This window comes from Pedococcus sp. P2_E5 (genome assembly GCF_056403895.1).
Genome location: NZ_JBFUEP010000002.1, coordinates 35,848 through 58,209 on the forward strand (window position 1 = coordinate 35,848; position 22,362 = coordinate 58,209).

At 72.1% G+C, this 22,362-nt stretch carries 23 protein-coding genes; 11 read left to right on the forward strand and 12 right to left on the reverse strand.

What is annotated here, in order from left to right; all coding sequences use genetic code 11:
- The first annotated feature begins 120 nt into the window (after positions 1-120).
- The 4 genes from AC1DVZ_RS00960 (at position 121) to AC1DVZ_RS00975 (ending at position 3,773) form a co-directional block, all read left to right on the forward strand.
- Positions 121-720: a DUF1326 domain-containing protein gene (locus tag AC1DVZ_RS00960; protein ID WP_477616309.1), complete on the forward strand. Its 600-nt coding sequence runs from the start codon at positions 121-123 to the stop codon at positions 718-720.
- A 4-nt stretch (positions 721-724) separates the two neighbouring features.
- Entirely contained in the window at positions 725-1,528 is an 804-nt protein-coding gene (locus AC1DVZ_RS00965) for a DUF2182 domain-containing protein (protein WP_477616310.1), read from the forward strand.
- A gap of 104 nt (positions 1,529-1,632) precedes the next feature.
- Positions 1,633-2,955, forward strand: coding sequence for a DUF1727 domain-containing protein (locus AC1DVZ_RS00970; RefSeq protein WP_477616311.1), 1,323 nt, complete (start codon positions 1,633-1,635; stop codon positions 2,953-2,955).
- A complete protein-coding gene (locus AC1DVZ_RS00975; protein ID WP_477616312.1) occupies positions 2,952-3,773 on the forward strand; it encodes a type 1 glutamine amidotransferase in 822 nt (273 codons plus the stop codon). The genes AC1DVZ_RS00970 and AC1DVZ_RS00975 overlap by 4 nt, the downstream gene beginning before the upstream one ends.
- A 6-nt stretch (positions 3,774-3,779) precedes the next feature.
- Here AC1DVZ_RS00975 and AC1DVZ_RS00980 read toward each other — a convergent pair whose 3' ends face one another.
- A complete protein-coding gene (locus tag AC1DVZ_RS00980) occupies positions 3,780-5,348 on the reverse strand; it encodes an HNH endonuclease (protein WP_477616313.1) in 1,569 nt (522 codons plus the stop codon).
- Positions 5,349-5,817: 469 nt separating this feature from the next.
- Here AC1DVZ_RS00980 and AC1DVZ_RS00985 point away from each other — a divergent pair, with 469 nt between their 5' ends.
- On the forward strand, positions 5,818-6,459 hold the full coding sequence (locus AC1DVZ_RS00985; protein WP_477616314.1) for a hypothetical protein: 642 nt from the start codon (positions 5,818-5,820) through the stop codon (positions 6,457-6,459).
- Between the two features lie 68 nt (positions 6,460-6,527).
- Here AC1DVZ_RS00985 and AC1DVZ_RS00990 read toward each other — a convergent pair whose 3' ends face one another.
- Genes AC1DVZ_RS00990 through AC1DVZ_RS01000 form a run of 3 tightly spaced genes read right to left on the reverse strand, consistent with a single transcriptional unit; the run spans position 6,528 to position 8,916 of the window.
- Entirely contained in the window at positions 6,528-7,019 is a 492-nt protein-coding gene (locus tag AC1DVZ_RS00990; protein ID WP_477616315.1) for a hypothetical protein, read from the reverse strand.
- Positions 7,016-8,086: a lysylphosphatidylglycerol synthase transmembrane domain-containing protein gene (locus tag AC1DVZ_RS00995; RefSeq protein ID WP_477616316.1), complete on the reverse strand. Its 1,071-nt coding sequence runs from the start codon at positions 8,084-8,086 to the stop codon at positions 7,016-7,018. Before AC1DVZ_RS00995 ends, AC1DVZ_RS00990 begins: the two co-directional genes overlap by 4 nt.
- A complete protein-coding gene (locus AC1DVZ_RS01000; RefSeq protein ID WP_477616317.1) occupies positions 8,083-8,916 on the reverse strand; it encodes a PIG-L deacetylase family protein in 834 nt (277 codons plus the stop codon). The genes AC1DVZ_RS00995 and AC1DVZ_RS01000 overlap by 4 nt, the downstream gene beginning before the upstream one ends.
- Before the next feature lie 35 nt (positions 8,917-8,951).
- Here AC1DVZ_RS01000 and AC1DVZ_RS01005 point away from each other — a divergent pair, with 35 nt between their 5' ends.
- Complete coding sequence (locus tag AC1DVZ_RS01005) at positions 8,952-10,109, forward strand: glycosyltransferase family 4 protein (RefSeq protein ID WP_477616318.1); 1,158 nt, start codon at positions 8,952-8,954, stop codon at positions 10,107-10,109.
- Entirely contained in the window at positions 10,106-10,834 is a 729-nt protein-coding gene (locus AC1DVZ_RS01010; protein ID WP_477616319.1) for an NUDIX hydrolase, read from the forward strand. The genes AC1DVZ_RS01005 and AC1DVZ_RS01010 overlap by 4 nt, the downstream gene beginning before the upstream one ends.
- 7 nt (positions 10,835-10,841) lie before the next feature.
- On the opposite strand, the gene AC1DVZ_RS01015 is transcribed toward AC1DVZ_RS01010, so the two are convergent.
- On the reverse strand, positions 10,842-11,309 hold the full coding sequence (locus tag AC1DVZ_RS01015; RefSeq protein ID WP_477616320.1) for a hypothetical protein: 468 nt from the start codon (positions 11,307-11,309) through the stop codon (positions 10,842-10,844).
- Between the two features lie 5 nt (positions 11,310-11,314).
- Entirely contained in the window at positions 11,315-12,742 is a 1,428-nt protein-coding gene (locus tag AC1DVZ_RS01020; protein WP_477616321.1) for a PspC domain-containing protein, read from the reverse strand.
- Positions 12,743-12,867: 125 nt separating this feature from the next.
- On the opposite strand from AC1DVZ_RS01020, the gene AC1DVZ_RS01025 reads away from it, so the two are divergent.
- The 3 genes from AC1DVZ_RS01025 to AC1DVZ_RS01035 all read left to right on the forward strand — a co-directional run bounded on the left by AC1DVZ_RS01025 (position 12,868) and on the right by AC1DVZ_RS01035 (position 15,340).
- Positions 12,868-14,241, forward strand: a complete 1,374-nt coding sequence (locus AC1DVZ_RS01025) for an ATP-binding protein (protein ID WP_477616322.1) — start codon at positions 12,868-12,870, stop codon at positions 14,239-14,241.
- Positions 14,228-14,908, forward strand: a complete 681-nt coding sequence (locus AC1DVZ_RS01030) for a LuxR C-terminal-related transcriptional regulator (protein ID WP_477614803.1) — start codon at positions 14,228-14,230, stop codon at positions 14,906-14,908. The genes AC1DVZ_RS01025 and AC1DVZ_RS01030 overlap by 14 nt, the downstream gene beginning before the upstream one ends.
- A gap of 69 nt (positions 14,909-14,977) precedes the next feature.
- Positions 14,978-15,340: a hypothetical protein gene (locus AC1DVZ_RS01035; protein ID WP_477616323.1), complete on the forward strand. Its 363-nt coding sequence runs from the start codon at positions 14,978-14,980 to the stop codon at positions 15,338-15,340.
- Positions 15,341-15,344: 4 nt separating this feature from the next.
- On the opposite strand, the gene AC1DVZ_RS01040 is transcribed toward AC1DVZ_RS01035, so the two are convergent.
- The 6 genes from AC1DVZ_RS01040 to AC1DVZ_RS01065 are packed head-to-tail and all read right to left on the reverse strand — an operon-like array spanning position 15,345 to position 19,660.
- On the reverse strand, positions 15,345-16,490 hold the full coding sequence (locus AC1DVZ_RS01040; RefSeq protein WP_477616324.1) for a DNA polymerase IV: 1,146 nt from the start codon (positions 16,488-16,490) through the stop codon (positions 15,345-15,347).
- A 30-nt stretch (positions 16,491-16,520) separates the two neighbouring features.
- Positions 16,521-17,501, reverse strand: a complete 981-nt coding sequence (locus tag AC1DVZ_RS01045) for a quinone oxidoreductase family protein (protein ID WP_477616325.1) — start codon at positions 17,499-17,501, stop codon at positions 16,521-16,523.
- A gap of 23 nt (positions 17,502-17,524) precedes the next feature.
- The gene (locus tag AC1DVZ_RS01050; RefSeq protein ID WP_477616395.1) at positions 17,525-18,088 is read right to left on the reverse strand and encodes a GNAT family N-acetyltransferase; all 564 of its coding nucleotides are present in this window, start codon (positions 18,086-18,088) and stop codon (positions 17,525-17,527) included.
- On the reverse strand, positions 18,088-18,924 hold the full coding sequence (locus AC1DVZ_RS01055; protein WP_477616326.1) for a uracil-DNA glycosylase: 837 nt from the start codon (positions 18,922-18,924) through the stop codon (positions 18,088-18,090). The genes AC1DVZ_RS01050 and AC1DVZ_RS01055 overlap by 1 nt, the downstream gene beginning before the upstream one ends.
- A gap of 10 nt (positions 18,925-18,934) precedes the next feature.
- Positions 18,935-19,495: a GNAT family N-acetyltransferase gene (locus AC1DVZ_RS01060; RefSeq protein WP_477616327.1), complete on the reverse strand. Its 561-nt coding sequence runs from the start codon at positions 19,493-19,495 to the stop codon at positions 18,935-18,937.
- Positions 19,496-19,513: 18 nt separating this feature from the next.
- The gene (locus AC1DVZ_RS01065) at positions 19,514-19,660 is read right to left on the reverse strand and encodes a type II toxin-antitoxin system PemK/MazF family toxin (protein WP_477616328.1); all 147 of its coding nucleotides are present in this window, start codon (positions 19,658-19,660) and stop codon (positions 19,514-19,516) included.
- Between the two features lie 214 nt (positions 19,661-19,874).
- Here AC1DVZ_RS01065 and pcrA point away from each other — a divergent pair, with 214 nt between their 5' ends.
- Complete coding sequence (gene pcrA, locus AC1DVZ_RS01070; protein ID WP_477616329.1) at positions 19,875-22,352, forward strand: DNA helicase PcrA; 2,478 nt, start codon at positions 19,875-19,877, stop codon at positions 22,350-22,352.
- Positions 22,353-22,362 lie beyond the last annotated feature (10 nt).

Consider the following 22,362-nt stretch of genomic DNA (forward strand, 5'->3'; position numbering starts at 1 on the left):
CAAGTACTGTCGCGCACGAGGCGCCGAACGGTTCACCACGAGTTCTGATGCCGGCGTCCGAGCCCGTTGACGCCCCCGAAATGCGGCGGGAGACTGGGGCTCTGGGGCAAGGAGGGTCCAATGTCGTGGAACCTGGCGGGTAGTTACGTCGAGACCTGTTCGTGCGAGCTCATGTGCCCGTGCAACCTGTCCCTGGATCACGGAGCCACCTACGACTTCTGTCGCGTGACCCTTGTCTTCAACATCAGACAGGGAGCCGTCGACAGCACTGACATCGCAGGGTGCAAGGTCGCCTTGATCGCCGATACGCCCAAAGTGATGACCGAGGGCAACTGGCGGGTCGGGGTGTTCGTCGATGCCGCGTCAGACGCGCAGTTCGACCAGCTCGTGCAGGTCTTCAGCGGCCAGCTGGGTGGGCCCATGGCAGGACTCGCGCCGCTGATCGGTGAGATGTTGGGCGTGGAGCGCGCGACGATCGACGTCGAGGACGACGGGCTGCGGCACAGCGTCCGCGTCGGCGACGTCATCGACTTCGAGATCGGGGACATCGTGCCGTTCGGGGTGGAGTCCGGTGAGCCGGTGAAGTTCTCGGGCATGTTCCACCCCGCTGGTTCCGACCTGACGATGGCGGAGGCCAAGCGGTCGAGGATCAACGCCTTCGGCATCGAGTACGAAGGGAAGACCGGTCTCTCGAAGTCGGACTTCGCGTGGACCGCCTGAGCGAATGACCGACTCCGGGTCGGCCACTACCGCGCTCGCCGCCAGTCGCGCCCACTGGGGGCTGGTCGTCGTCCTCTTCGCCCTCGCCGGCGCCGCCTGGTGGTGGACCGTCCAGCAGATGCGCGGCATGGACGACGGCCCGTGGACCGGCCTCGGCACCTTCGGCTGGTTCCTCGGCGTCTGGGTCGTCATGATGGCGGCGATGATGTTCCCGTCGGTCGCCCCGACGATCGCGCTCTACGCGCGCATGAGCGGAACGTCCCGACTGAAGCCTCTCGTCTTCACTGCCGGCTACCTCCTGACGTGGCTCGGTGCCGGCGTCGTCGCCTTCCTCATCGGGCTGGCGGCAAGCCGCGCGGCAGGGGGCGGGCTGGCGTGGGATCGCGCCGGGCGCGTCGTCGCGGGAGGCATGCTCATCCTCGCGGCGGGCTACGAGCTGACCCCGCTCAAGAACGTCTGCCTCGGCAAGTGCCGAAGCCCCCTCGGCACCCTCCTCGGCTCCTGGCGCGGCGGCTGTTCAGGCGCGCTGCGCATGGGAGCCAAGAACGGCGCGTGGTGCGTCGGCTGCTGCTGGGCCCTGATGGCGTCGCTCTTCGCACTGGGCGTGATGAGCGTGACCTGGATGGCGATCGTGGCCGGGTTCATCGCCGTCGAGAAGATCCTGCCGTGGCGCCGCACCGCCACCTACGGCACGGCCTCAGTCCTCCTCGCCCTGGGCGTCCTCGTCCTCGCCGCACCGGACGCGCTCCCAGGCCTCACCGTCCCGGCCCACGACTCCGCGCCCGCGATGTCGCCGATGGGCTCCTGAACGCCACGGCGACAGCGCGTGCGTGAGCCGCCGCGCGGCATACCTGACTGCGTTGGGTATGCCGTGTGCTCGCGGCCGCGCCGCGGGCGGTTAGGGTTTGGGGCGTGCTGAGGACTACGGCGGCGGTGGTCGCGGGCAAGGCGGCGCGGGCGGCTTCCCGCCTGCGCGGCGGTGGCTCGGCGCTCCCGGGCCTGGTGGCCGAGCGGATCGACCCCGGGTTCCTCGCGCACGCGCTGGCCGGCGTGCCCGGCGGGATCGTGGTCGTCACGGGCACCAACGGCAAGACCACGACCACGAAGATGCTGGTCGCGGTCCTGCGTGCCCACGGGCGCACCGTCTTCACCAACCCGACCGGCTCGAACTTCACCCGCGGGGTGATCTCCTCGATGCTCGGCGAGCTGCCCGTCCGCGGCAGGCTCAAGGCCGACATGGCGGTGCTCGAGCTCGACGAGGCCCACGCGCTGAAGTTCGCCGCCGCCGTCCGGCCGACCCATGCGTTGCTGCTCAACGTCGCCCGTGACCAGCTCGACCGGTTCGCCGAGATCGACCACACCGCCAAGCTGCTCGCGTCGCTCGCCGAGCAGACCACGGTGGGGGTGGTGCTCAACCTCGACGACTCGTTCGTCTCGCGGATCCGTGACCGGGTGGCTGACGGGGTGGCCGTGCACTACTTCGGGGTCGACGCCTCGATCGCGGACCGGCTGCCCGAGCTGCAGGAGCAGGACGTGCGGTTCGACGACGACTTCGTGCCGCCGGTGGCAGGTCCCGAGGACGGGCTGCTCAAACCCTCGGACGAACGCACCTTCGAGGTCGTGTTCGGCAGCGGCAGCGTCGGGCCGGGCAGGGGCACGGTCGGGCCGCTCGAGCTCCAGCAGCGCGGGCTGGCCGCCATGATCAACGCCACCGCTGCGACGGCGACGGCCCGGATGCTGCTGGGCGACGCGTTCGATCCCGCCGCGGCGGCCGAGGCCTTGCGCGCCGTGACGCCGCCGTTCGGTCGCGGCGAGGTGGTCATGGTCGACGGCCAGCCCCTCGAGCTGGTCCTGGTGAAGAACCCGGCCGGTTTCACGGTGGCGCTGGGCACGTATGGCTCGACCCCGGTCGCGACGATGATCGCGATCAACGACAACTACGCCGACGGTCGAGACGTCTCGTGGCTCTACGACGTGAGCTTCGAGAGCCTGCGGACCCGAGGCGTCACCATCACCAGCGGCGTGCGCGGCTACGACATGGCGCTGCGACTGCAGTACGACGACGTGCCCGTGACGGGCGTGGAGCCCGACCTCGACGGAGCGCTCGACGTGTTCCTTGCCAGGCACCCCGACGAGCCCAAGCGGATCTTCTGCACCTACACCGCGATGATGGCGCTGCGCCGCACCCTGGCCTCCCGCTACGACCTGCCCGACATCGGCGAGGAGGCGTCATGACCGCGACGGGTGACTCCGCGGCATACCCGCAGGACGTCCACATCCCCGGCGAGCCGGTGGGTTCGGCGCGCGTGCCGGACGCCGACCGCGCGGGCAAGGGCGCGATCCACGTGGTGCACCTGTATCCGCGCGAGATGAGCATCTACGGCGACCTCGGCAACACGCGGACGCTGGCGGCGCGGATCCGGCGCCACGGGTACAGCCCCGTCGTGCACCAGCACCACCCGGGCGGCGAGTTCCCCGAGGTCGCCCACCTCGTGGTCGGTGGCGGCGGTCAGGACTCCGGTCAGGTGCGGGTCGAGGCGGATCTCGAGCAGATCGCCGACCGGCTGCGTGCCCTCGCCGATGCCGGGACGCCGATGCTGATGATCTGCGGGATGTACCAGCTGCTGGGGAACGCGTTCATCACCGTCGACGGCAAGCGGCTGCCGGGGCTGGGCATCCTCGACGTCACCACGCAGGGCAACGCCAAGCGGATGATCGGGCCGGTTGTGCTCAAGACCGAGTTCGGTGACGTCGTGGGTTACGAGAACCACTCCGGCTCGACGACTCTCGGTGCGGGGCAGGCGCCGTTCGGCACGGTGCGGTCCGGGTTGGGCAACAACGGCACCGACGGCACCGAGGGTGCGCGGACGGCCAACGTGTTCGGCTCCTACCTGCACGGCCCGATCCTGCCCGCCAACCCCGTCTTCGCCGACGCGCTGATCGGGCTCGCCGCCGAGCAGGCCACGGGTCGCCCATTCGAGCCGGAAGCCCAGGACGACGCCATCGCCGACGAGGCACGCAACCGTCAGGTCCGGCGACTCGTCAAGCGCTGAGCAGGTTCAAGCGCTGAGCAGCAACGCTGCGTAGTGACTCTCCATCGCGCTGACCACCGGCCCTGCGCGGACCCTCGCCGGCAGCAGGGGTGGAGCCGTCGAGTCGTAGGTGTGACCTGTCGGTGTCGTCGTGCGGACCGTGTGGCCAGGCCCGGCCCGCACCGTCCGGGCACGCCAGCCGGGCGCCTCCTTGGCGTAGTTGCACCCCTCGCAGAGCCCCTGGCCGTTCGCCGCCGTCGTGGGACCGCCGTCGCGGACGGCGAGGGCATGATCGACGTGCCTGATGGGCGCGTCGCACCACGGCGTGCGGCAGGTCTGGTCGCGCAGCAGGATGAAGCGGCGCACCGCGCCCGTGAACCGGCGCCCCGATGAGGCGACGTCGGCGCCACCTGGAACGGGCGGTTCGGTCGCACCCGGCGGTTCGGTCGCGGCGGGCGGTTCGAGATGGCCGGGCGGTTCGGCCGGAACTGGCGGTTCGGGAGGGCCGGGCGGGGTCCCGGTGGCCAGGTCCGTCCCGACCTGCGTGCCGACCTGCGTGCCGACCTCCGTCCGATCGGCAGGGGTGCCGTGACGATCCACGTGGCCTGCGGTGGTGAATGGCTCGGAGCGAGGCGAGATGCCCGCCAGGTCGACGCCATCGTCGGTCGTGAGGACTCTGCGCAGCGTCAGGCGCGCACCCTCCTGTCTGGCGCTCGACACGAGGTCGCGGGCCGTCTGCGCCGGCAGGACCTGTCCGCCAAGGAGGGCCGGCTCACTGCCGGCTTCTGCTGGCATGACCAGCTGGACCTCGATGGGGACCGCCGCTGCGGCTGTCTGACCGGTGACGCGCTCGACGAGGGTGTCGGCCATGACCTGACCGCGCCCGCGCTCGTCACCCTCGGCGCGAGCCGATCCGGCAGCCTGCTCCAACGCGGCGAAGACCGCGACGCCCTGGGCGACGGGCAGCAGGGCCGTGAGGTGGGTCATCGTGTCGGGAGCAGGACGCAGACTCACCCGGCGCTCACTGTGGGCACGGGCCGCTCGCGTGGCCATCGCGGCAGCATCCATGGTGCACGCGAGCGCCCTGGCCCGGGCCTCGACCTGACGGTCGCCGAGCCGAGGCAGGTCGGGGGCAAGGGCGGCATCGACCTCGGCCCGGTCTTCGGGACTCAGGCACGCCGTCTCGCGGCAGATGATCGTGGCCCGCCACTCGCTGACCCGGCCTGCCTCGAGGTGGGCCATCGTGTGCGGGAGCTCGTGGACCATCGCCCGGGCGAAGCCGAGGTGCCGGGAGCCACGGGCCGGAGAGTCCCTGCGCGCCAAGGCAATCTGGGCAGCGATGCCCTTGCCGCGCTCGCGAGCCGGCAGGCCCGAGGCCGCCTGCGACTCACGCTGGGAGTCGGCGAACGCAGCACTGACCCGCGCCTGGGCGCCCGCGGCGGCAGCCTTGATCGACTCCAAGAGTGCGATCTGGTCGATGCGCTCGGAGTCGTCCACACCGGTGTCGAGGGAGGGCAGGCGACGCAGCACCTCGCGCAGGTCCTCGGTGGTCAACGCAGGCAGCCCGCCCTGCCGGTCGGCCAACACTGCCGTCATCGCACGCCCCCCTGCCTCACCTTCGAACGACTCACCGTCGAACGACTCCCCTTCGAACTGGTGTACCAATGATGGCAGCAGGGTCTGACAGTCCACGCCCCCTCCGCGAGGGTGAAGGGATCGCGGCCACCTCTCGGCTGACACGGGCAGCCCCATCCGCGCGCGCTGGGCAGCCGCGCGAGCAACCGCCTGGGCAGCAGCGCCGGCAACTACCGCTCGTGTGAAACGTTGAGCTCGTGCAGCCACCGCCCGAGGTCCTCGACCTGTTCGCCGTCCCGGACCACGTGACGCCGCTGAGCGGTGGCCAGGGAGGCAGCGTCGTAGCCGGGGATCTCGTCCTGTCGCCGGGGCGGGACCCGGCCACCTCCACGTGGCTCAATCCCCTCCTTGCCCGGCTGGCCGTCGAGCTCGACAGCATGTCACCGCGCACCCTCCGCATAGCCGTGCCGATTCCGTCGCGCGACGGGCGGTGGGTGGTCGACGGCTGGGGGCCAGCCGCTACGAACCCCACAGCCACCACTGCCGCGAGCTCGATGTCCTGGTGGCCACGGGACGACTCCTGCATGCCCGCCTCGCCTCGGCGCTGCCCACACCTCCAGCGGGCATCGGGGAACGCTCCGACCGGTGGGCCCGCGCGGAGCGCGCCGCCTTCGACGGGAGGGTCCCGGAAGGGGCCGTCTCGGACGCGACCGGCACGCACGGCATACCCCTCGAGCATGCTGGACCACTGGTCATGGACCTCGCCGCCCACCTCGCCGCCCACCTCGCCGCCCACCTCGCCGCCCTCGACGACACCGAGCTCGGCCCCGACCAGCTCGTGCACGCCGACCTCGCCGGCAACGTGCTCCTCGACGGCCGGGGTGTGCCGGTGGTGATCGACGTGGCGCCCTGCTGGCGCCCTGCCCTGTGGGCCGAGGCGGTCTGCGTGCTCGACGCGGTCCTGTGGCACGGCGCCAGCCCGAGCGTCATGGGCGAATGGACCCGCGGTGCCGCCCGGCAGGCGATGCTGCGCGCAGGGCTGTTCCGGCTGCTCAGCGACGACCCAGCCGAGCCGACACTCAGCCGCTACCGCACTCTGCTGCTCGACCCTCCCGGCACTTCTGGCCACTGAGCGGTCACGCGCGGCCGGATTGGGTGCCCCGGTGCGGCACGGGTGGCCAGAAGTCGGCCCGTTCCCGGTCAGGTCGAGAAGTCGTCGCCGGCCTCGAGCCGCAGCCGGATCAGCTCGGACAGCGCGATCGACTCGCCGTCGCGAGCGCCCTCGCCCACCTGCAGGGGTGGGTCGCTCGGGTCGACCTCGACGCCACGGAACCGGGCCAGCGGGCGTGGGGGCACCAGCAGCACGTAGTAACGGCCGTCGGAGTCGACGGCGACCGAGCGGTCGATCCGGAGGTACCAACCGCGCACCCCCGTGCTGTAGCGGCGGGGACCTCGCCAGGTGCGGGCCGACAGCTCAGTGGTGGCCAGGCCCCGGTCGCGGGCGGTGCGGACGAACTCGTCGAGCAGCACCTGCGCCTTCGCCGACTCACGCGCCCGCCGTTGCCTCTGCATGCGCACGTGGTAGTCGGCGCGCTCGCCGGCGTCGTTGGCCTTGCTCACGTCGGCTCCCGGGCCGGCGTCGTTGGCCTTGCTCACGTCGGCTCCCTCGCCGGCGTCGTTGGCCTTGCTCATGTCGGCTGCTCCAGGCTCGCGGCGGCGTCCTCGACGGGCTGCTTCTTGGGGCTGACCGACCAGGCCGCCCAGCCGATCGCCCCCAAGGGGATCTCCATGAGGTGAGTGAAGCACGAGAAGAGCACCACGCCGGCCAGGGCATCGGCGGGGTTGGCGCCCCAGGCCACGAGGGCCGCGACCGTGCCGCTCTCGGTGATCCCCAGGCCGCCGGGAGTCAGCCCGACGGCGGTGAGCAGCCGGCCGATGGCATAGGCGGCGAACAGCTGTCCGTAGAAGAGGTCGACGTGGGTCGTGTGCATGCAGACGAGGAACAGCAGGTAGTAGACGCCGAAGAAGCCGACGAGCCCCAACGTCATGCTGAGCCAGCCGGTGCGCACCACGTCGTTGATCCGCAGGCGCAGGTCGATGACGAGCGACTTCACGCTCATCGTGCGGCGTCGCCAGAGCCGGCCGATGACCTTGTCGACGCCCTGGCCGATGGCGACGGCGGCGCGCTCCGAGGCCAGGATCGACACGAACACCGCCAGGATCACGCCACCGGTCAGGGTCCCCGCCACGGCTGCGTCGCCCAGCGCTCGCGGCACGTCGGGGTCGCGTCCGGCGAACAACGCGAAGATCGCGACGAGGGGCAGCGCCACGCGGGAAAGGACGTTCCATACTCCGGTGACGATGGCGGAGGTCGAGATGTCGCGTCGCGAGAAGCCCCACGACCGGCAGATCGTGTAGGTCGCCGCCAGACCGGCCGCTCCGCCACCCGGCAGCAGGTTGCCGACCGAGGAGCCGGCGACGTTGACGATGAGCGCCTGCCAGTGCTTCAGGCCGGGTAGTGAACCGGTGAGGGTGAACGTGTAGCAGTAGAGCCCGACGATGACCCCTGCGAGCAGCAGGACGAACGTCGTCGGCGGCACGTCCGACAGGACCACCCACACGTCTGACCAGTTGGTCTTGGCCAGCCGGGGCAGGACGTAGACCAGGAGTACCGCTGCGAGGGTCAGTCCGACCGCGGCCTGCACGACCGTGCGAACCCGTGACCGCGGCTTGTGGGTCTCCACCGACTCGCTCGTCACGACAGCCCCTCGAAGATGTCGTGCGACACGGGCAGTCCGGCAGGTCTGGCCGGGTCGATGAACCACTCGCGCCCGAACACCAGGTCGTACAGCGGCCGGGGGATCCGCAGGAACGCCGCCAGTGTCCGGTCCGCCCCACCGTCCGCACTCGACTGGGAGGCGTGGGCGCGCATCGAAGCCCGCTTCGCCGCGGCATACCGGCGCACGTCGATGCGGTGCGTGATCGCGGACCGGGCGCTGAACGCACGGGTGAACCCCGCCAGGTCGAAGTCCGGTGGGAAGCGGTAGACCTTGGCCGCGAGGCGGACGGCGCGCGCGATGGTGTCGCGCGGGACCGTCGCCTCCAGCACACGTGGCGTGCCCGCGAGGTATGCCGCCCGCTCACCGACCTGGTGCACGCGGACGTGGTCGCGGTGTCCGTAGCCGCCGTTGCGGTCGTACGTGGTGAGCACCGAGGCGTCCTCCTCGCGGAGGATCTCGGCCAGCCGGGAGGCAGCCTCCTCGAGGGGTGCCTGGATGAAGCGGACCCTCTCGGGCGGGTCGGGGAGCAGCTCGGGCCCCATGCCGCTGTCGGCATAGCCGAGGAAGACCACGCGCGCGACCCCCAGCGCGGACGCCGACCGGCGCAGCTCATCGAGGCGGCGCGCGGCCAACCCACCGTCAGCGGCATAGGCGTCCGAGGCGAGCCCGAGGGCACCGTCCGTCGCCACGACGACGACCACGCGGTGGCCCTCCGCGGCCGCCCGCGCCAAGGTCCCCGAGGTGAGCAGTGCCTCGTCGTCGGGGTGAGCGTGGAAGGCCACGAGAGTGTGGCTCCGGGTGTGGGTCATCACGGGCCATCCTGACGCATGGCAGGCTCAGGTCCGTGAAGGTGGCCCTGCTGACGGACTGTTACCTGCCCAGGCTGGGCGGGATCGAGGTCCAGACCCATGACCTCGCGGCCCAGCTCCGGTCCCGCGGGCACGAGGTCGAGGTCTTCACTGCGACGGTCGGTGAGCACGGACAGCGGCACGGTTTCATCGAGGACGTCGACGAGGTGCCGGTCCACCGGATGGCCATCCGGCTGCCCTGGGAGCTGCCCGTCAACCCGTTCGCGCCCCCCGAGGTGCGGCGACGGCTGCAGGCTGGTGGGTTCGACGTGGCCCACGTGCACATGGGGGTGGTGAGCCCGTTCGCCACGGACATGGCGGGAGTGGCGCTGGGGCTGGGGATGCCGACCGCGATCACGTGGCACTGCCTGATGGAGCGCTCGCAACCCCTCTTCCGCGCCCTCGGCCAGGCCCGGCGGTGGGGCGGCCAGGGTGCTGCGCTGTCCGCCGTCTCCGGTGTCGCGGCGGCCTCCGTGCAAGGGGTGGTCGGGCGAGCCAACGAGGTGCGGGTGTTTCCCAACGGCATCGACACGAGCGTGTGGCGACCACCGCCCCGCGCTGACCGCCCGGCCGACGCGACCGACGCGACCGACGCCCCCGTCGAGGTGGTGGCGGCCATGCGGTTCGCGGCGCGCAAGCGCCCCCTGGCAGTCCTCGAGGTCGCGGCCCGGGCCAGGGAGCTCGTCTCTGCCTCGGCGGGTTCTGGACCGCGGATGCGCCTCACGTTGTTCGGCGAGGGGCCGGAGCGAGGGCGACTCGAACGGTTCGCCGCCCAGCACGACATGACCGACTGGGTCACGATGCCGGGCCGCGTGGGGCGTGACCAGCTCCGCGAACGCTACTGGGCCAGCGACATCTACCTCACTCCCGCCCGGCTCGAGGCCTTCGGCATCGCCGCCCTCGAGGCGCGCACGGCCGGGCTGCCTGTCGTCGCGCGGCGCGACACCGGGGTCGGTGACTTCGTCGTCGACGGTGTCAACGGCCTCCTCGGCGACGATGACGACGCCCTCGCCCGGGGACTGGCCGGGCTGCTCACCGACCCTGGGCTGCGCCAACGGATCACCGACACGAACCGCACCGTCGCCCCCGCGCAGGACTGGCCCTCGGTCGCCGCCCTGGCCGAGGACGAGTACCGGCGGGCCGGTGCCCCGTGACCGAAAGCCCCACGACTGACGTGGATTCCCCCAACCCCGGCGACCGCGTGGTCGTCCGTGCCCGCGCAGCCGGTGGTCGGCCGGTCGCCGAGTTCGTCCTCGCGCACGGTGCCGATCCTGTCCGTGAGCTGGCTCGCCTCGGGTGGTCACGACCACGGCTGCGTGACGCAGGGCGCGACGCCGACGGCGCCCTCGTCTTCACCTACACCGTCACCGCCGCCTCCGCCGCTGCGAGTGTCGACAACCCGGTGCCCACCGACCCTGGCCTGGTCCTCGAACCGGGGGAGGAGGCGCTCCCCTACCAGCGGGCCGCGGCCTACGGCGTCGTGACCAGCGACCGGGGCATCCTGCTCACCGAGCTGTCCGCCCTCACGTCCGCCCCCGGGCGGTGGACCCTCCCCGGGGGAGGGCTCGACCCGGGTGAAGCGCCCGTGGCCGCCCTGCACCGCGAGGTGTGGGAGGAGAGCGGGCAGGAGGTCGAGGCGGTCCGCCTGCTCGAGGCGCACACCTCGCACTGGATCGGCCGGGCGCCCAGCGGGCGCCTCGAGGACTTCCATGCGGTGCGGATCGTGTATGCCGCCTGGTGCCCGCAGCCGACCGAGCCCGTCGTCCACGACGTGGGCGGTTCGACCGAGGCGGTGCGCTGGGTGCGGCGCGACGAGCTCGACCACTACCACCTGAGCCGCTCGTTCGCGCCGCACATGAAGCGCTGGCTTGCCTCCTAGCCCTGCGTCACTGGGTCTTGCGGCGTGAGCTGAGCAGACCCGCGAGCCCGAAGAGCACGAGCAGGGCGCCGGTGGCCACGATCCCGAGGGGGCCGACGTCACCCCAGTCGACGTTCAGGCTCCCGACCTCCTGGGCCAGCACGATGGCCGCCACGGCCAGGCAGACCAGCCCCAGCACGATGGCCGGTGCGTGCGGGCCGCTCGGGCGTTCCGGGACGGTCGGGGGCCACACCGCCTCGTCGGCAGCCGCAGGGGCCTCGGCGGGCTCGGCGGCCGGCCGGTCGGAGGCCCAGTGGGCGACAGGCTCGGCCGGCCGCTCCGCGTCGTCGACCTCGATGGCGCGGGTGGCGTCGTCCCCGGTGTCCAGCTGCTCGGTCTGTTCGGTCGCCTGGAACGTGTCGGTCTGGGGCGCGTCGGTCTGCACTGGCTGCTCCACCTGTGTCGTGTCGTCCTGGGGTGCTTCGGGGTTGGTCATGGCGGTCACTCCTTGCCGATCAGGATCTGGCCGAGGCCGACGTGGGCGTCCACGATGACGTCGGGGCTGCCCACACCGAAGGTCTCGACCGTGCTGATGTTGCGGCCGTCGCGACCGTCGAGCGTGACAGGGTCGCCGTCGTTGCCGATCCCGGGCCGCGCGATGGGTCCGAGGTCGGGGGTGTCGATGCGGGAGATGTCGCCCGCGGCGACGGAGCTGCGGACCTCGACGGTGAGGTTCGAGGGGATGTAGATCCTCAGCTCACCGATGCCCACCCGGGCTTCGATCTCCCGAGCCGTGCCGGGGTTGTCCTGGGCGCCCGCGAGGTCGAGCTCCGCCGACCCGATGCCCAGGCGGTAGGAGGCAGTGCTGTCGCTGGCCGACGGACGCCACGTGCGCTCGCCGATCCCTCCACCCAAGGTGACGTCGGGGACGACCGACGCGGTCCACGTGACGAGGGCGAGCACGATGGCCAGGAACCCGGTGAAGCCAGCCCGTCGGCCCAGCAGGCCGAGCGCCAGCGTGCCGGCGCCGAGGACTCCGAGAGCGGCAGCGAGGGCCACCGTCTCGTCGCTGCCGGCCCAGTCGGCGGCCCGGTGGATCGACAGCGTCGCGCCGTAGGCCGCGATGGCCAGGCCGCCGACGAGCAGCACGGACACGAAGCCACCGCTACGGCGACGGGGCACCTTGGGCGGGCGCGGAGGCCGTGGGGCTGTCGGGGTGGGCGGCGGGAAGTAGCTGCCCCCGGGAGGGGTGTCCGCGGGCGCGGGGGCGTAGGTGGTGGGGGGCACGGCGGCATACTCCTGGGTCTCTGGGGTGAAGGTCGCGGGGGCGGAGGTCGCGGTGGCGGCGGTCTGGGGGTACCCGCCCTCGGCGCCCCACGTCCCGGTCGGCGCGTAGGGAGCGGGCGCGTAGGGAGCGGGCGCATAGGGGGCCGTCGCGTAGGGGTTCGGCCCGTAGGGGGTCTGCGATCGGGCCTTGCCGTCGCGGTTGCGGGTCACCAGCCAGACGACGAGGCCGATCGGAACCACGACCCACCAGATCCAGCCGAGCCCGGGGGTGTCCCCGGCGAGGCCGGTGCCACCGACGAGGGACAGGCCGATGATGACGAGCAGGATGATCCCGAGCACGTCACCGTCGCGCAGCGCCTTCTCGGCGACGATCTCGTCGCGGTTGTTGGGCAGGAAGGCCCAGGCGATGAGGTAGATGGTGATGCCGACGCCACCGAGGATGACCAGGAGCACGAGGGCTGCCCGGATCACGATGGGGTCCACGCCGAGGCGGGTGGCGATGCCCGAGCACACGCCGGCCAGCCACTTGTCGTCGGCGTCCCGGCGAAGGTCCACGGAGCGGATCCAGCCGAAGAACCGGTCGAGGCCGGAGGCGTGGGTGGGGTTCGTCGGGCCAGCGGTCTGCCCAGGGGTCTGCGTCATGTCATCCATGGTGTCGGCGCAGACGGGGCGCTGCCATGAGGGTCGACCCTGAACGGACCCTGAAGCAGCGTCCGCACACCCTGAATCTGTTCGGCATCCGGTCGTTCGTGCGTCAGGATGAGGACATGCCGACTCCCTACGAGCGGCCCGTCCCCCCAGCGGAGGCAAGGGCCGCAGAGCGCCGTGCCGCTCGCCCGACCCTCACCCGACCCGTCGAGGGCAAGGTGATCGCCGGGGTGTCGGCCGGACTGGCCCAGCACCTGGGCTGGCCGGTGCGGTGGATCCGCCTGGGGTTCGTGCTGATCTCGATCCCCACGGGAGCCGGGCTCGTGGCCTACATCTTCCTGTGGGCCCTCACGCCACAGTCCCGGGGCGGGATGGTCCGCGCCGGTCGCCGGGCCGTCGACCCGGCCGATGCGGCAGCAGTCGCGGCGGCCGGCCGCACCCAGCCCGAACCGGTGACCGGCTCAGGCGAGCGCGACGCGACCCGGGTGCTGCTCGTGGGCGGGTTGATGCTCGGCATCGGCCTGGTCGTGGTCGCCCAGAACGCCGGTCTCAACGCGCGTCTGGGCATCCTCGTCCCGCTCCTGGTCGTGGCCGCCGGCGCCGTCCTGGCGTGGTCGCAGCTCGACGACTCCCAGCGTGGGCGTTGGCTCGGATCCGAAAACGGGACAAGGCGATTCAGCGTTGCCCGCCTGGCCTTCGGCGGGGTCCTGGCGCTCACCGGTCTGGTCATCATGGCCACCCGGGGCCGTTCCCTCGCGGCGATCTGGGACATCGGCGCGGCGGTCCTCGCGGTCCTCGCCGGCGTCGCCCTCATCTCCGCCCCCTGGGCCCTGCGCTTCTGGTCCGACCTGCGCCACGAGCAGGCCGAGCTCGCGCGCGCGACCGAACGCGCCGACATCGCCGCCCACCTCCACGACTCCGTGCTGCAGACCCTGGCCCTCATCCAGCGCAAGGCCGGCGACGCCGGCGCCGTGACGCAGCTCGCCCGGGCCCAGGAGCGTGAGCTCCGCTCCTGGCTGTATGCCGGTCCCGCCAACTCCGACGCCACCCTCGCCACCGCGGTGGTCGAGGCCGCGCACGAGGTCGAGGACCTGCACGGCACTCCCATCGAGGTGGTGTCGACGGGGGACCGGCCGCTGGACGACGGCGGCCAGGCCCTCGTCCGTGCCGTCCGCGAGTCCCTCCACAACGCGGTCCGCCACGGCGCGCCGCCCGTCTCGCTCTACCTCGAGGTCGGCCCTTCAGGGGTGGAGGCCTTCGTCCGCGACCACGGGCCGGGGTTCGAGGTCAGCGAGATCCCCGAGGACCGGCTCGGAGTCCGCCAGTCGATCCTCGGGCGGATGGAGCGGCACGGCGGCGCCGCGAAGGTGCGCCGGCTCGAGCACGGCACCGAGGTCAGCCTCAGCCTCCCGCCGGCCCTGCGCCCCCCACAGCCCCAGCCCGACCCAGAGAACCACCAGACCGTCTCGGAGGAGACCCGTGAACACGCCTGAGAAGAAGCCGGTCGAGGTCGTCCTCGTCGACGACCACCGCATGTTCCGCTCGGGCGTCAGGGCCGAGCTCGGCACCACGGTCTCGATCGTGGGGGAGGCGCCCGACGTGGACTCCGCCATCGCGGTGATCCGCCAGACCAAGCCGCCGGTCGTGCTGCTCGACGTGCACCTGCCCGGTGGCAACGGCAACGGTGGCATCGACGTGCTGCACGGCTGCAAGGGCCTGGAGACCGCGGACGGCCAGCCGGTGCGCTTCCTCGCGTTGTCGGTGTCGGATGCCGCCGAGGACGTCATCGCGGTGATCCGCGCTGGCGCGCGTGGGTACGTCACCAAGACGATCAGTGCCACCGACCTCACCCGGGCGATCCAGCGGGTCGCCGACGGCGACGCGGTGTTCTCTCCGCGGCTGGCCGGCTTCGTCCTCGACGCGTTCGGCGCGGCGGCGGGCGAGGTGGCCCAGGTCGACGAGGAGCTCGACCGCCTCTCGGCCCGCGAGCGCGAGGTCATGCGGCTCATCGCGCGCGGCTACCAGTACAAGGAAGTCGCCAAGGAGCTGTTCATCTCGGTGAAAACCGTTGAGACGCATGTGTCCTCGGTGCTGCGCAAGCTCCAGCTCTCGTCGCGTCACGAGCTCACGGCCTGGGCGATGGGCCGTCGCCTGCTCTGACGTCCGGGCTGGCCCGCGGCCCCGCGATCCCTCGCACTCGCGTCGAGACCTGCGGGCTAGGGTGACGTCATGGACTTCGTCTACAACCTCGTCGTCGTGCTCCACCTGCTGGGCATGGCCGCGCTCGTCGGCGGCTGGGCGGCCTTTGCCCGCAAGGGTCTCGACACCGTCGAGCTGATGTCGATCGGCGCCCGCGCACAGGTCCTGACCGGTCTGGTCCTCGTGGGCCTGGCCGAGGCGGTCACCTCGCTCGACAAGGACCTCAACCACCCCAAGATCGGCGTCAAGCTGGTCGTCGCCATCGCGGCGGCAGCCTGCATCGAGATCGCCCGTGGCCGAGCCAAGCGTGGTGGCCCTCTCAACTGGGGCCTCGTGATGGCGTCGGGTGCGCTGGGCGTGCTCAACGTCGCGGTCGCCGCCCTCTGGAACTGACCGATCACCTGCCGGGCGCGGTGTCCTCCGCGCCGCCGCCCGTACCGGCGGCCCTGGCGCTCGGGCCGCCGCGACCAGTGGTGCGCGGGTCGACGTAGCCACCCTCGGGCGGCACCATCTCGGCCCGGACCCCGAGCAGCCTGATCGGCCGGTCGTCCTCGAGCGCGTGCAGCAGAGCGAGGGCCGTGTCGGCGATGACGTCGGCCTCGAAGGTCGGCTCGGCCAGCTTGCGGACCCGGTTCGTGGTGAAGAACGGCGCGAACCGGACCTTGAGGAAGACGCGCTGACAGGCCCGACCCTCTCGGCGGATGTCCTCGACCACCTGATCGGCCAACGCGCGGATCGCTGCCTCGACCTCCTGCGGCTCGACGAGGTTGGCCTGGTAGGTCGTCTCGCGCCCGTGGGCCCGGGCGATCCACGGGGTGTCGTCGACCGTCGCCGAGCTCACGCCACGCCCGAGGCGGCCGTAGTGCGGGCCCATGGTGGGCCCGAACTCGGCCGCCAGGGTCGCGTCGTCGGCCTCGGCGAGGTCGCGCACCGTCTGGTAGCCGTGGGACGCCAGCCGCTGCGAGATCTTCGAGCCCACGCCCCACAATGCGACCGTCGGCCGGTCGCCCATCACCTCGAACCAGTTGTCGCGGGTCAGCTCGAAGACGCCCCGGGGCTTGCCGAAGTCGGTGGCGATCTTGGCCCGCACCTTGGTGTCGCCGATGCCCACCGAGCAGTGCAGGTCGGTGGCCTCGAGCACGGCCGCCCGGATCGACTGCGCACAGGCCACCGGGTCGTCGGTCGTCACACCCACGAAGGCCTCGTCCCAGCCGAGCACCTCCACGACCGCACCCGGCACACCCCTGAGCACTTCCATGACGCGGGCGGAGGCTTCCTCGTAGACCGGGAAGTCGACCGGCAGCAGCACGGCCTCGGGGCACCGACGCACCGCGACCTTGAGCGGCATGCCGGACCGCACCCCGAACTCGCGTGCCTCGTAGGACGCGGTCGACACCACCGCACGTTCGGTCGGGTCGCCGCGCCCCCCTACGATCAGCGGCACACCGGCGAGCTCGGGGTGCCGCAGGATCTCGACCGCTGCGAGGAACTGGTCGAGGTCGACGTGCAGCACCCACGGCACGGCGGAGGTGGCTGGAGCCATGGGGCCATCCTGCCGTGCCCCGGTGTCAGGTCACGGGACCAGCAGCAGCTTGCCGGTCGTCCTGCGGGCTTCGAGGTCGTCGTAGGCCGCCGCGGCCTCGGTGAGCGGGTAGCGCCCGCCGACCTCGATCGCCAGTCGTCCGGCCGCGATGTCGCCGAGCACCGAGGTGCCGCGCTCGAGCAGCTCCCCGCGCGTCGCCGTGTAGTTGCCGAGGGTCGGCCGGGTCAGGAAGAGCGAGCCACCCGCGTTGAGCCGCTGGATGTCGAAGGGCGGCACCTGACCACTCGCGCCACCGAAGAGCACCATCATCCCGCGGGGTCGCAGGGACGCGAGCGAGGCGTCGAACGTCGCCTTGCCGACGCCGTCGTAGGCCACGTCGACTCCGTTGCCACCATTGGCCGCCCGCACCTCCGCAGCGAGGTCGGCCGACTCCCGGTAGTTGATGACCGCGTCCGCCCCCAGACCCCGGGCGATCTCGAGCTTGTCCGACGAACCGGCGGTCGCGATCACCCGGCCACCCTTGGCGGTGACCATCTGCACGAGCAGCTGCCCCACGCCCCCCGCCGCGGCGTGGACGAGCGCCACCGTCCCCGGCCCCACGGCATACGTCGAGTTGACGAGGTAGTGCGCGGTCATGCCCTGGAGCATCGCCGCGGCCGCCACGTCCAGCTCGACCCCGTCGGGCACGGGCACGAGCGTCTCTGCGGCCCGGTTGACGACGGAACCGGCCGCACCGAGGCCAGCGCCCCACGCGACGCGGTCGCCGACCGCGACGTCGTCGACCCCGGTGCCCAGCACGGTCACCGTCCCGGAGCCCTCGGAGCACGAGACGAACGGCGTGGAGATCGGATAGACGCCCTGCCGCTGGTAGACGTCGATGAAGTTGACCCCGACCGCCGCGACCTCGACCTGCACCTCGCCGGCACCGGGCGGTGCCACCTCGGCCTCCTGGACCTCCAGGACCGAGGAGTCACCGTTGCGGGGGACGACGAGGGCGCGCGAGATAGCCATGGCCATCACCATAGGCGTCGCGCTCAGGTGGCGATCCAGTAGCGCCGCTTGCCGCGGAGCTCGCCCTCGAAGACACCGCTGTTGGACTCGATGGTCCGCGCGGACGCCACGTTGTCGAGGTCGCAGGTCACGAGCAGCCTCGGTATGCCGCGTGCCGCCGCCAGCGGCACGACCTGCCCCAGCGCGTCGCCGGCGAACCCGCGACGGCGGGCGCTCGGTCTGACCGAGTACCCGACGTGACCGCCGACGGTCGACAGCAGCGGGTGGTCGATGTGGTGTCGCAACGAGATCGACCCGACGAACTCGTCGGCCAGGTCGGGGTCCTCCAGCCACCAGTAGGTCGCCGTGGTCCAGCCCGGAGGCCGCATGCTCGTCGGCTCGGCGTCGCCCAGCCGGTTGGCCACCAGTCGGGCGAACTCGGCGGGGTCCTCCAGGCCCTCGCGGGTGAACACCACCCCGGGGAAGTCGCCCTCGGCGGGCCAGTTGAGCACGCCGTCGTGCGCCGACTCGCCGTTGGCGCGGAACTCGTCGGCGGCCGCGAGGAACGACCGGTGGAACCGGAGGTGCGGCGCGGCGAGCAGCACCATCACGGCACCGGTCCCAGCCGAGCGATCGCCGCGTCGAGCATGGCCTCGGTGAGCTTGCCGGTGAAGGTGTTCTGCTGGCTCACGTGGTAGCTGCCGACCAGCCGGACCCGGCGTCCCCCGGGCACGCCCAGGACTGCCTCGGCCCCGTGGCCGAACCGCGGCTTGGGCCGTGGCACGTCCCAGCCGAGCCGCCGCGCGCTGCCCAGCGTCGCGTCCCAGGCGATCGACCCCAGGGCGAGCATCGACCGCAGCCCCGGGGCGGCCAGCTCGAGGTCGCGGTCCAGCCAGTGCGCACAGGCGTCCCGCTCGGTCGGCGTCGGCTTGTTGGCCGGCGGCGCGCACCGCACCGCCGCGATGATCCGTATGCCGTGCAGCGCCAACCCGTCACCGCTCGCCCAGGACTGCGGCTGGCTGGCGTACCCGGCGCGGTGCAACGCGGCATACAGCCAGTCGCCCGACCGGTCGCCGGTGAACATGCGGCCCGTGCGGTTGGTGCCGTTGGCCGCCGGCGCCAGCCCGACGACGAGCACCTCCGGGTCGGGGTCGCCGAAACCGGGCCCTGGCCGTCCCCAGTACGGCTGGTCGGCGAACGACGCCCGGCGGCCCTGGGTCGCCACGGTTTCGCGCCACTCGACCAGACGTGGGCAGGCGCGGCAGACCGAGACGCGGGCATCGAGCTCGGCCACGTCGGGCGAGGTGCAGGCGAGCGCATCGGTCTGCGACGCGTTGCGCGCCACCGGCGTGGCGGCCGATGCCGGGTCGCCCGGCCAGCCGCTGCCCGGCGGCACCGGCGACTCGAACCGCTCACCCGTGACCGGGTGCGGGTCGACGCTCACGGTTCGACTCTCACAATGCGATCCAGTAGCGGCGGGTGCCGTTGCGCGAGTCCTCGTAGGCCCCGCCGTTCGCCTCGATGGTGCGCCGCGACGCCTCGTTGGACTCCAGGCAGGTCACGAGCACCTGGTCGAGACCGACGTCGTCGCGGGCGAGGGGTAGCGCCAGGCGCAGTGCCTCTCGGGCGTGGCCGCGGCGCCGGGCCGCCGGACGGACGCTGTAGCCGATGTGGCCACCCTCGCGCAGGAGGTACTCGGTCAGTTCGTGGCGCAGCGCCAGCGACCCGACGTACTCGTCGGCCTCATCGACGATCCAGCGGAACGTGCAGGCGGTCCAGCCGGACCTGCGCGGTGCGTCCTCGTCGGCGGCCTGCACTCGCTGTGCCACGAACCGGGCGAACTCGGCGGGGTGGTCCAGGCCCTCGCGGGTGAACTCGAATCCCGCGTAGCCCTCTTCCGCAGGCTGGGCCAGGTCGCCGTCGCCGTCGCGCTGCTCCCCGGAGGCCGCGAACTCGTCGGCCGCAGCCAGGTAGGAGTCCTGGTAGCGGACATGCGGGACGACGAGCCGGGTCACGACCCCGAGACTAGGAGGTCAGAGCGCCAGGTGGAGCCGCAGCGCGTCGTCGAGATCGCGCAGCTGCGCCGGTGGGATGACCCCGACCCTGCGCGAGAGTCGGCGAGCGTCGATCGACCGAACCTGCTCAGCCAGCCAGGTCTCACCCAGCCAGTTCGATGCCATCCCCGGTTGCGGGCTCCCAGAATGCGGCCTCACCGGAGTCGCGCCAGTCTGCCCACGCGGACTCGTAGGCGACCCCGAGCGCCGGCGGGTCGAGCCGATGATTGACCTCTTCCGGGACGCCCCCCGTGTCCTTCATCCCGCGAAAATGCCGCACGGACCACCCAGATGCCACCTGCGGTGTGCTGTCACGGGAGCCACGTAGGCTGGGTGCAACATGAGTACGCTCTTCGACGACCTATTTCCCTTCAACGGGCAGGGCCCTGTCCCTGGGGACCCCTCCGATCCGCCGGCCCCCGGCACGCGTCCGACGGCTGCGGCTGCCCGGGCGACGGCGGTAGACGAGCGAGGCGTCCCGACGTGGGCCCAGGCGGCCGCTGAGGGCCGCGGCCCCGATGACGCGAGCACGCGGCACACCGACCCCGAGACCCTGCTCGAGGGGCTCAACCCGCAGCAGCGCGCGGCGGTCCTGCACGAGGGCGGCCCGCTGCTCATCGTCGCCGGCGCGGGGTCGGGCAAGACCCGCGTGCTCACCAACCGCATCGCCTACCTGCTGGCGGCCAGGGGCGTGCAGCCGGGGCAGGTGCTGGCCATCACCTTCACCAACAAGGCCGCCGCCGAGATGCGCGAGCGGGTGGCGTCGCTGGTCGGGCCGCGGGCCAAGGCGATGTGGGTGATGACCTTCCACTCCGCCTGCGTGCGGATCCTGCGCCGCGAGGCTGCCAAGGTCGGGCTCAAGTCGACGTTCTCCATCTACGACGCCGCCGACAGCCAGCGCCTGATGGCGATGGTGATGCGCGACCTCGACCTCGACCCCAAGCGCTACCCGCCCCGGTCCTTCAGCCACCAGGTCTCCAACCTCAAGAACGAGCTCGTCGACGAGGAGACGTTCGCCTCCCAGGTGGTCGAGGGGACCCACCAGGAGCGGATGCTCGCCGAGGCCTACACGGGCTACCAGCGGCGGCTGCGGCAGGCCAACGCCCTCGACTTCGACGACCTCATCATGACGACGGTCAACATCCTGCAGGCCTTCCCCGACGTCGCCGAGCACTACCGCCGCCGGTTCCGCCACGTCCTCGTCGACGAGTACCAGGACACCAACCACGCCCAGTACCAGCTCGTCCGCGAGCTCGTGGGCGGCGCAGCAGGCAGCGCGGGTATGCCGGTCGGTGACGGACCGTCCGTCGGCCCGGCCGAGCTCGTGGTGGTCGGCGACGCCGACCAGTCGATCTATGCCTTCCGCGGCGCGACGATCCGCAACATCGTCGAGTTCGAGGGGGACTACCCGAACGCGCGGACCATTCTGCTCGAGCAGAACTACCGGTCGACCCAGACGATCCTGCAGGCCGCCAACTCGGTCATCGCGAGGAACCCCGAGCGCCGCAAGAAGAACCTCTGGACCGACAGCGGCAACGGCGCGGCGATCATCGGCTACGTCGGCGACAACGAGCACGACGAGGCAGCCTTCGTCGCCAAGACCATCGACGAGCTCGGCGACTCCGCCGGGGTCAAGCCCAAGGACGTCGCGGTGTTCTACCGCACCAACGCCCAGTCCCGGGCGCTCGAAGAGGTCTTCGTGCGAGTTGGCTTGCCCTACAAGGTCGTTGGTGGCACGCGGTTCTACGAGCGGCGCGAGGTCAAGGATGCGCTCGCCTACCTGCGGGTCATCTCCAACCCGACGGACACGGTCAACCTGCGCCGCATCCTCAACGTGCCCAAGCGGGGGATCGGCGACCGGGCGGAGGCCTGTGTCGCGGCCCTCGCCGAGCGCGAGCGGATCCCGTTCATCGCGGCCCTCGGCCGCCCCGAGGACGCCCCGGGCATCGCCACCCGCTCCGTCGCGGCGATCAAGGGCTTCACCGGGCTGCTCGAACAGCTCGGCACCATCCACGCCGACGACGAGCAGGGTGTGGGCGCGCTGCTCGAGGCCGTCATCGAGAAGTCCGGCTACCTCGCCGAGCTGCGGGCCAGCCGCGACCCCCAGGACGAGACCCGCGTCGAGAACCTCGCCGAGCTGGTCGCCGTCGCGCAGGAGTTCGACGAGACGCGCGCCGAGACCGGTGAGGTCGCCAGCCTCGAGGACTTCCTGGAGCAGGTGTCCCTGGTGGCTGACGCCGACGAGATCCCCGACGGCGAGGAGGCCGAGGACCTCGGGGTCGTCACCCTCATGACGCTGCACACCGCCAAGGGCCTGGAGTTCCCCGTCGTCTTCCTCACCGGCATGGAGGACGGCACGTTCCCGCACCTGCGGGCCCTCGGTGACCCCAAGGAGCTCGAGGAGGAGCGCCGACTCGCCTACGTCGGCATCACCCGGGCGCGCGAGCGGCTGCACCTGTCGCGTGCCGCGGTGCGGTCAGCCTGGGGGGCACCTCAGTACAACCCGGCCAGCCGGTTCCTCGACGAGATCCCGCCCGAGCTCGTCGAGTGGCAGCGGGCCGAGGCGGCCACGACCTCGCGGCGACCCGGCATGCCTGCCGTCGCGACCCTGGCCCAACGCCCCGGCGTCCGTTCGCCCGGCAACCGCCCGCTCATCTCGCTGCACGCCGGCGACAAGGTCACCCACGACAGCTACGGCATGGGCACGGTCGTCAAGACCGAGGGCGAGGGTGACAAGACGCAGGCGCACGTCGACTTCGGCGGCGACACCGGCGTCAAGCGGTTCCTGCTGCGCTACGCCCCACTCGAGAAGCTCTGACCGGTTCCTC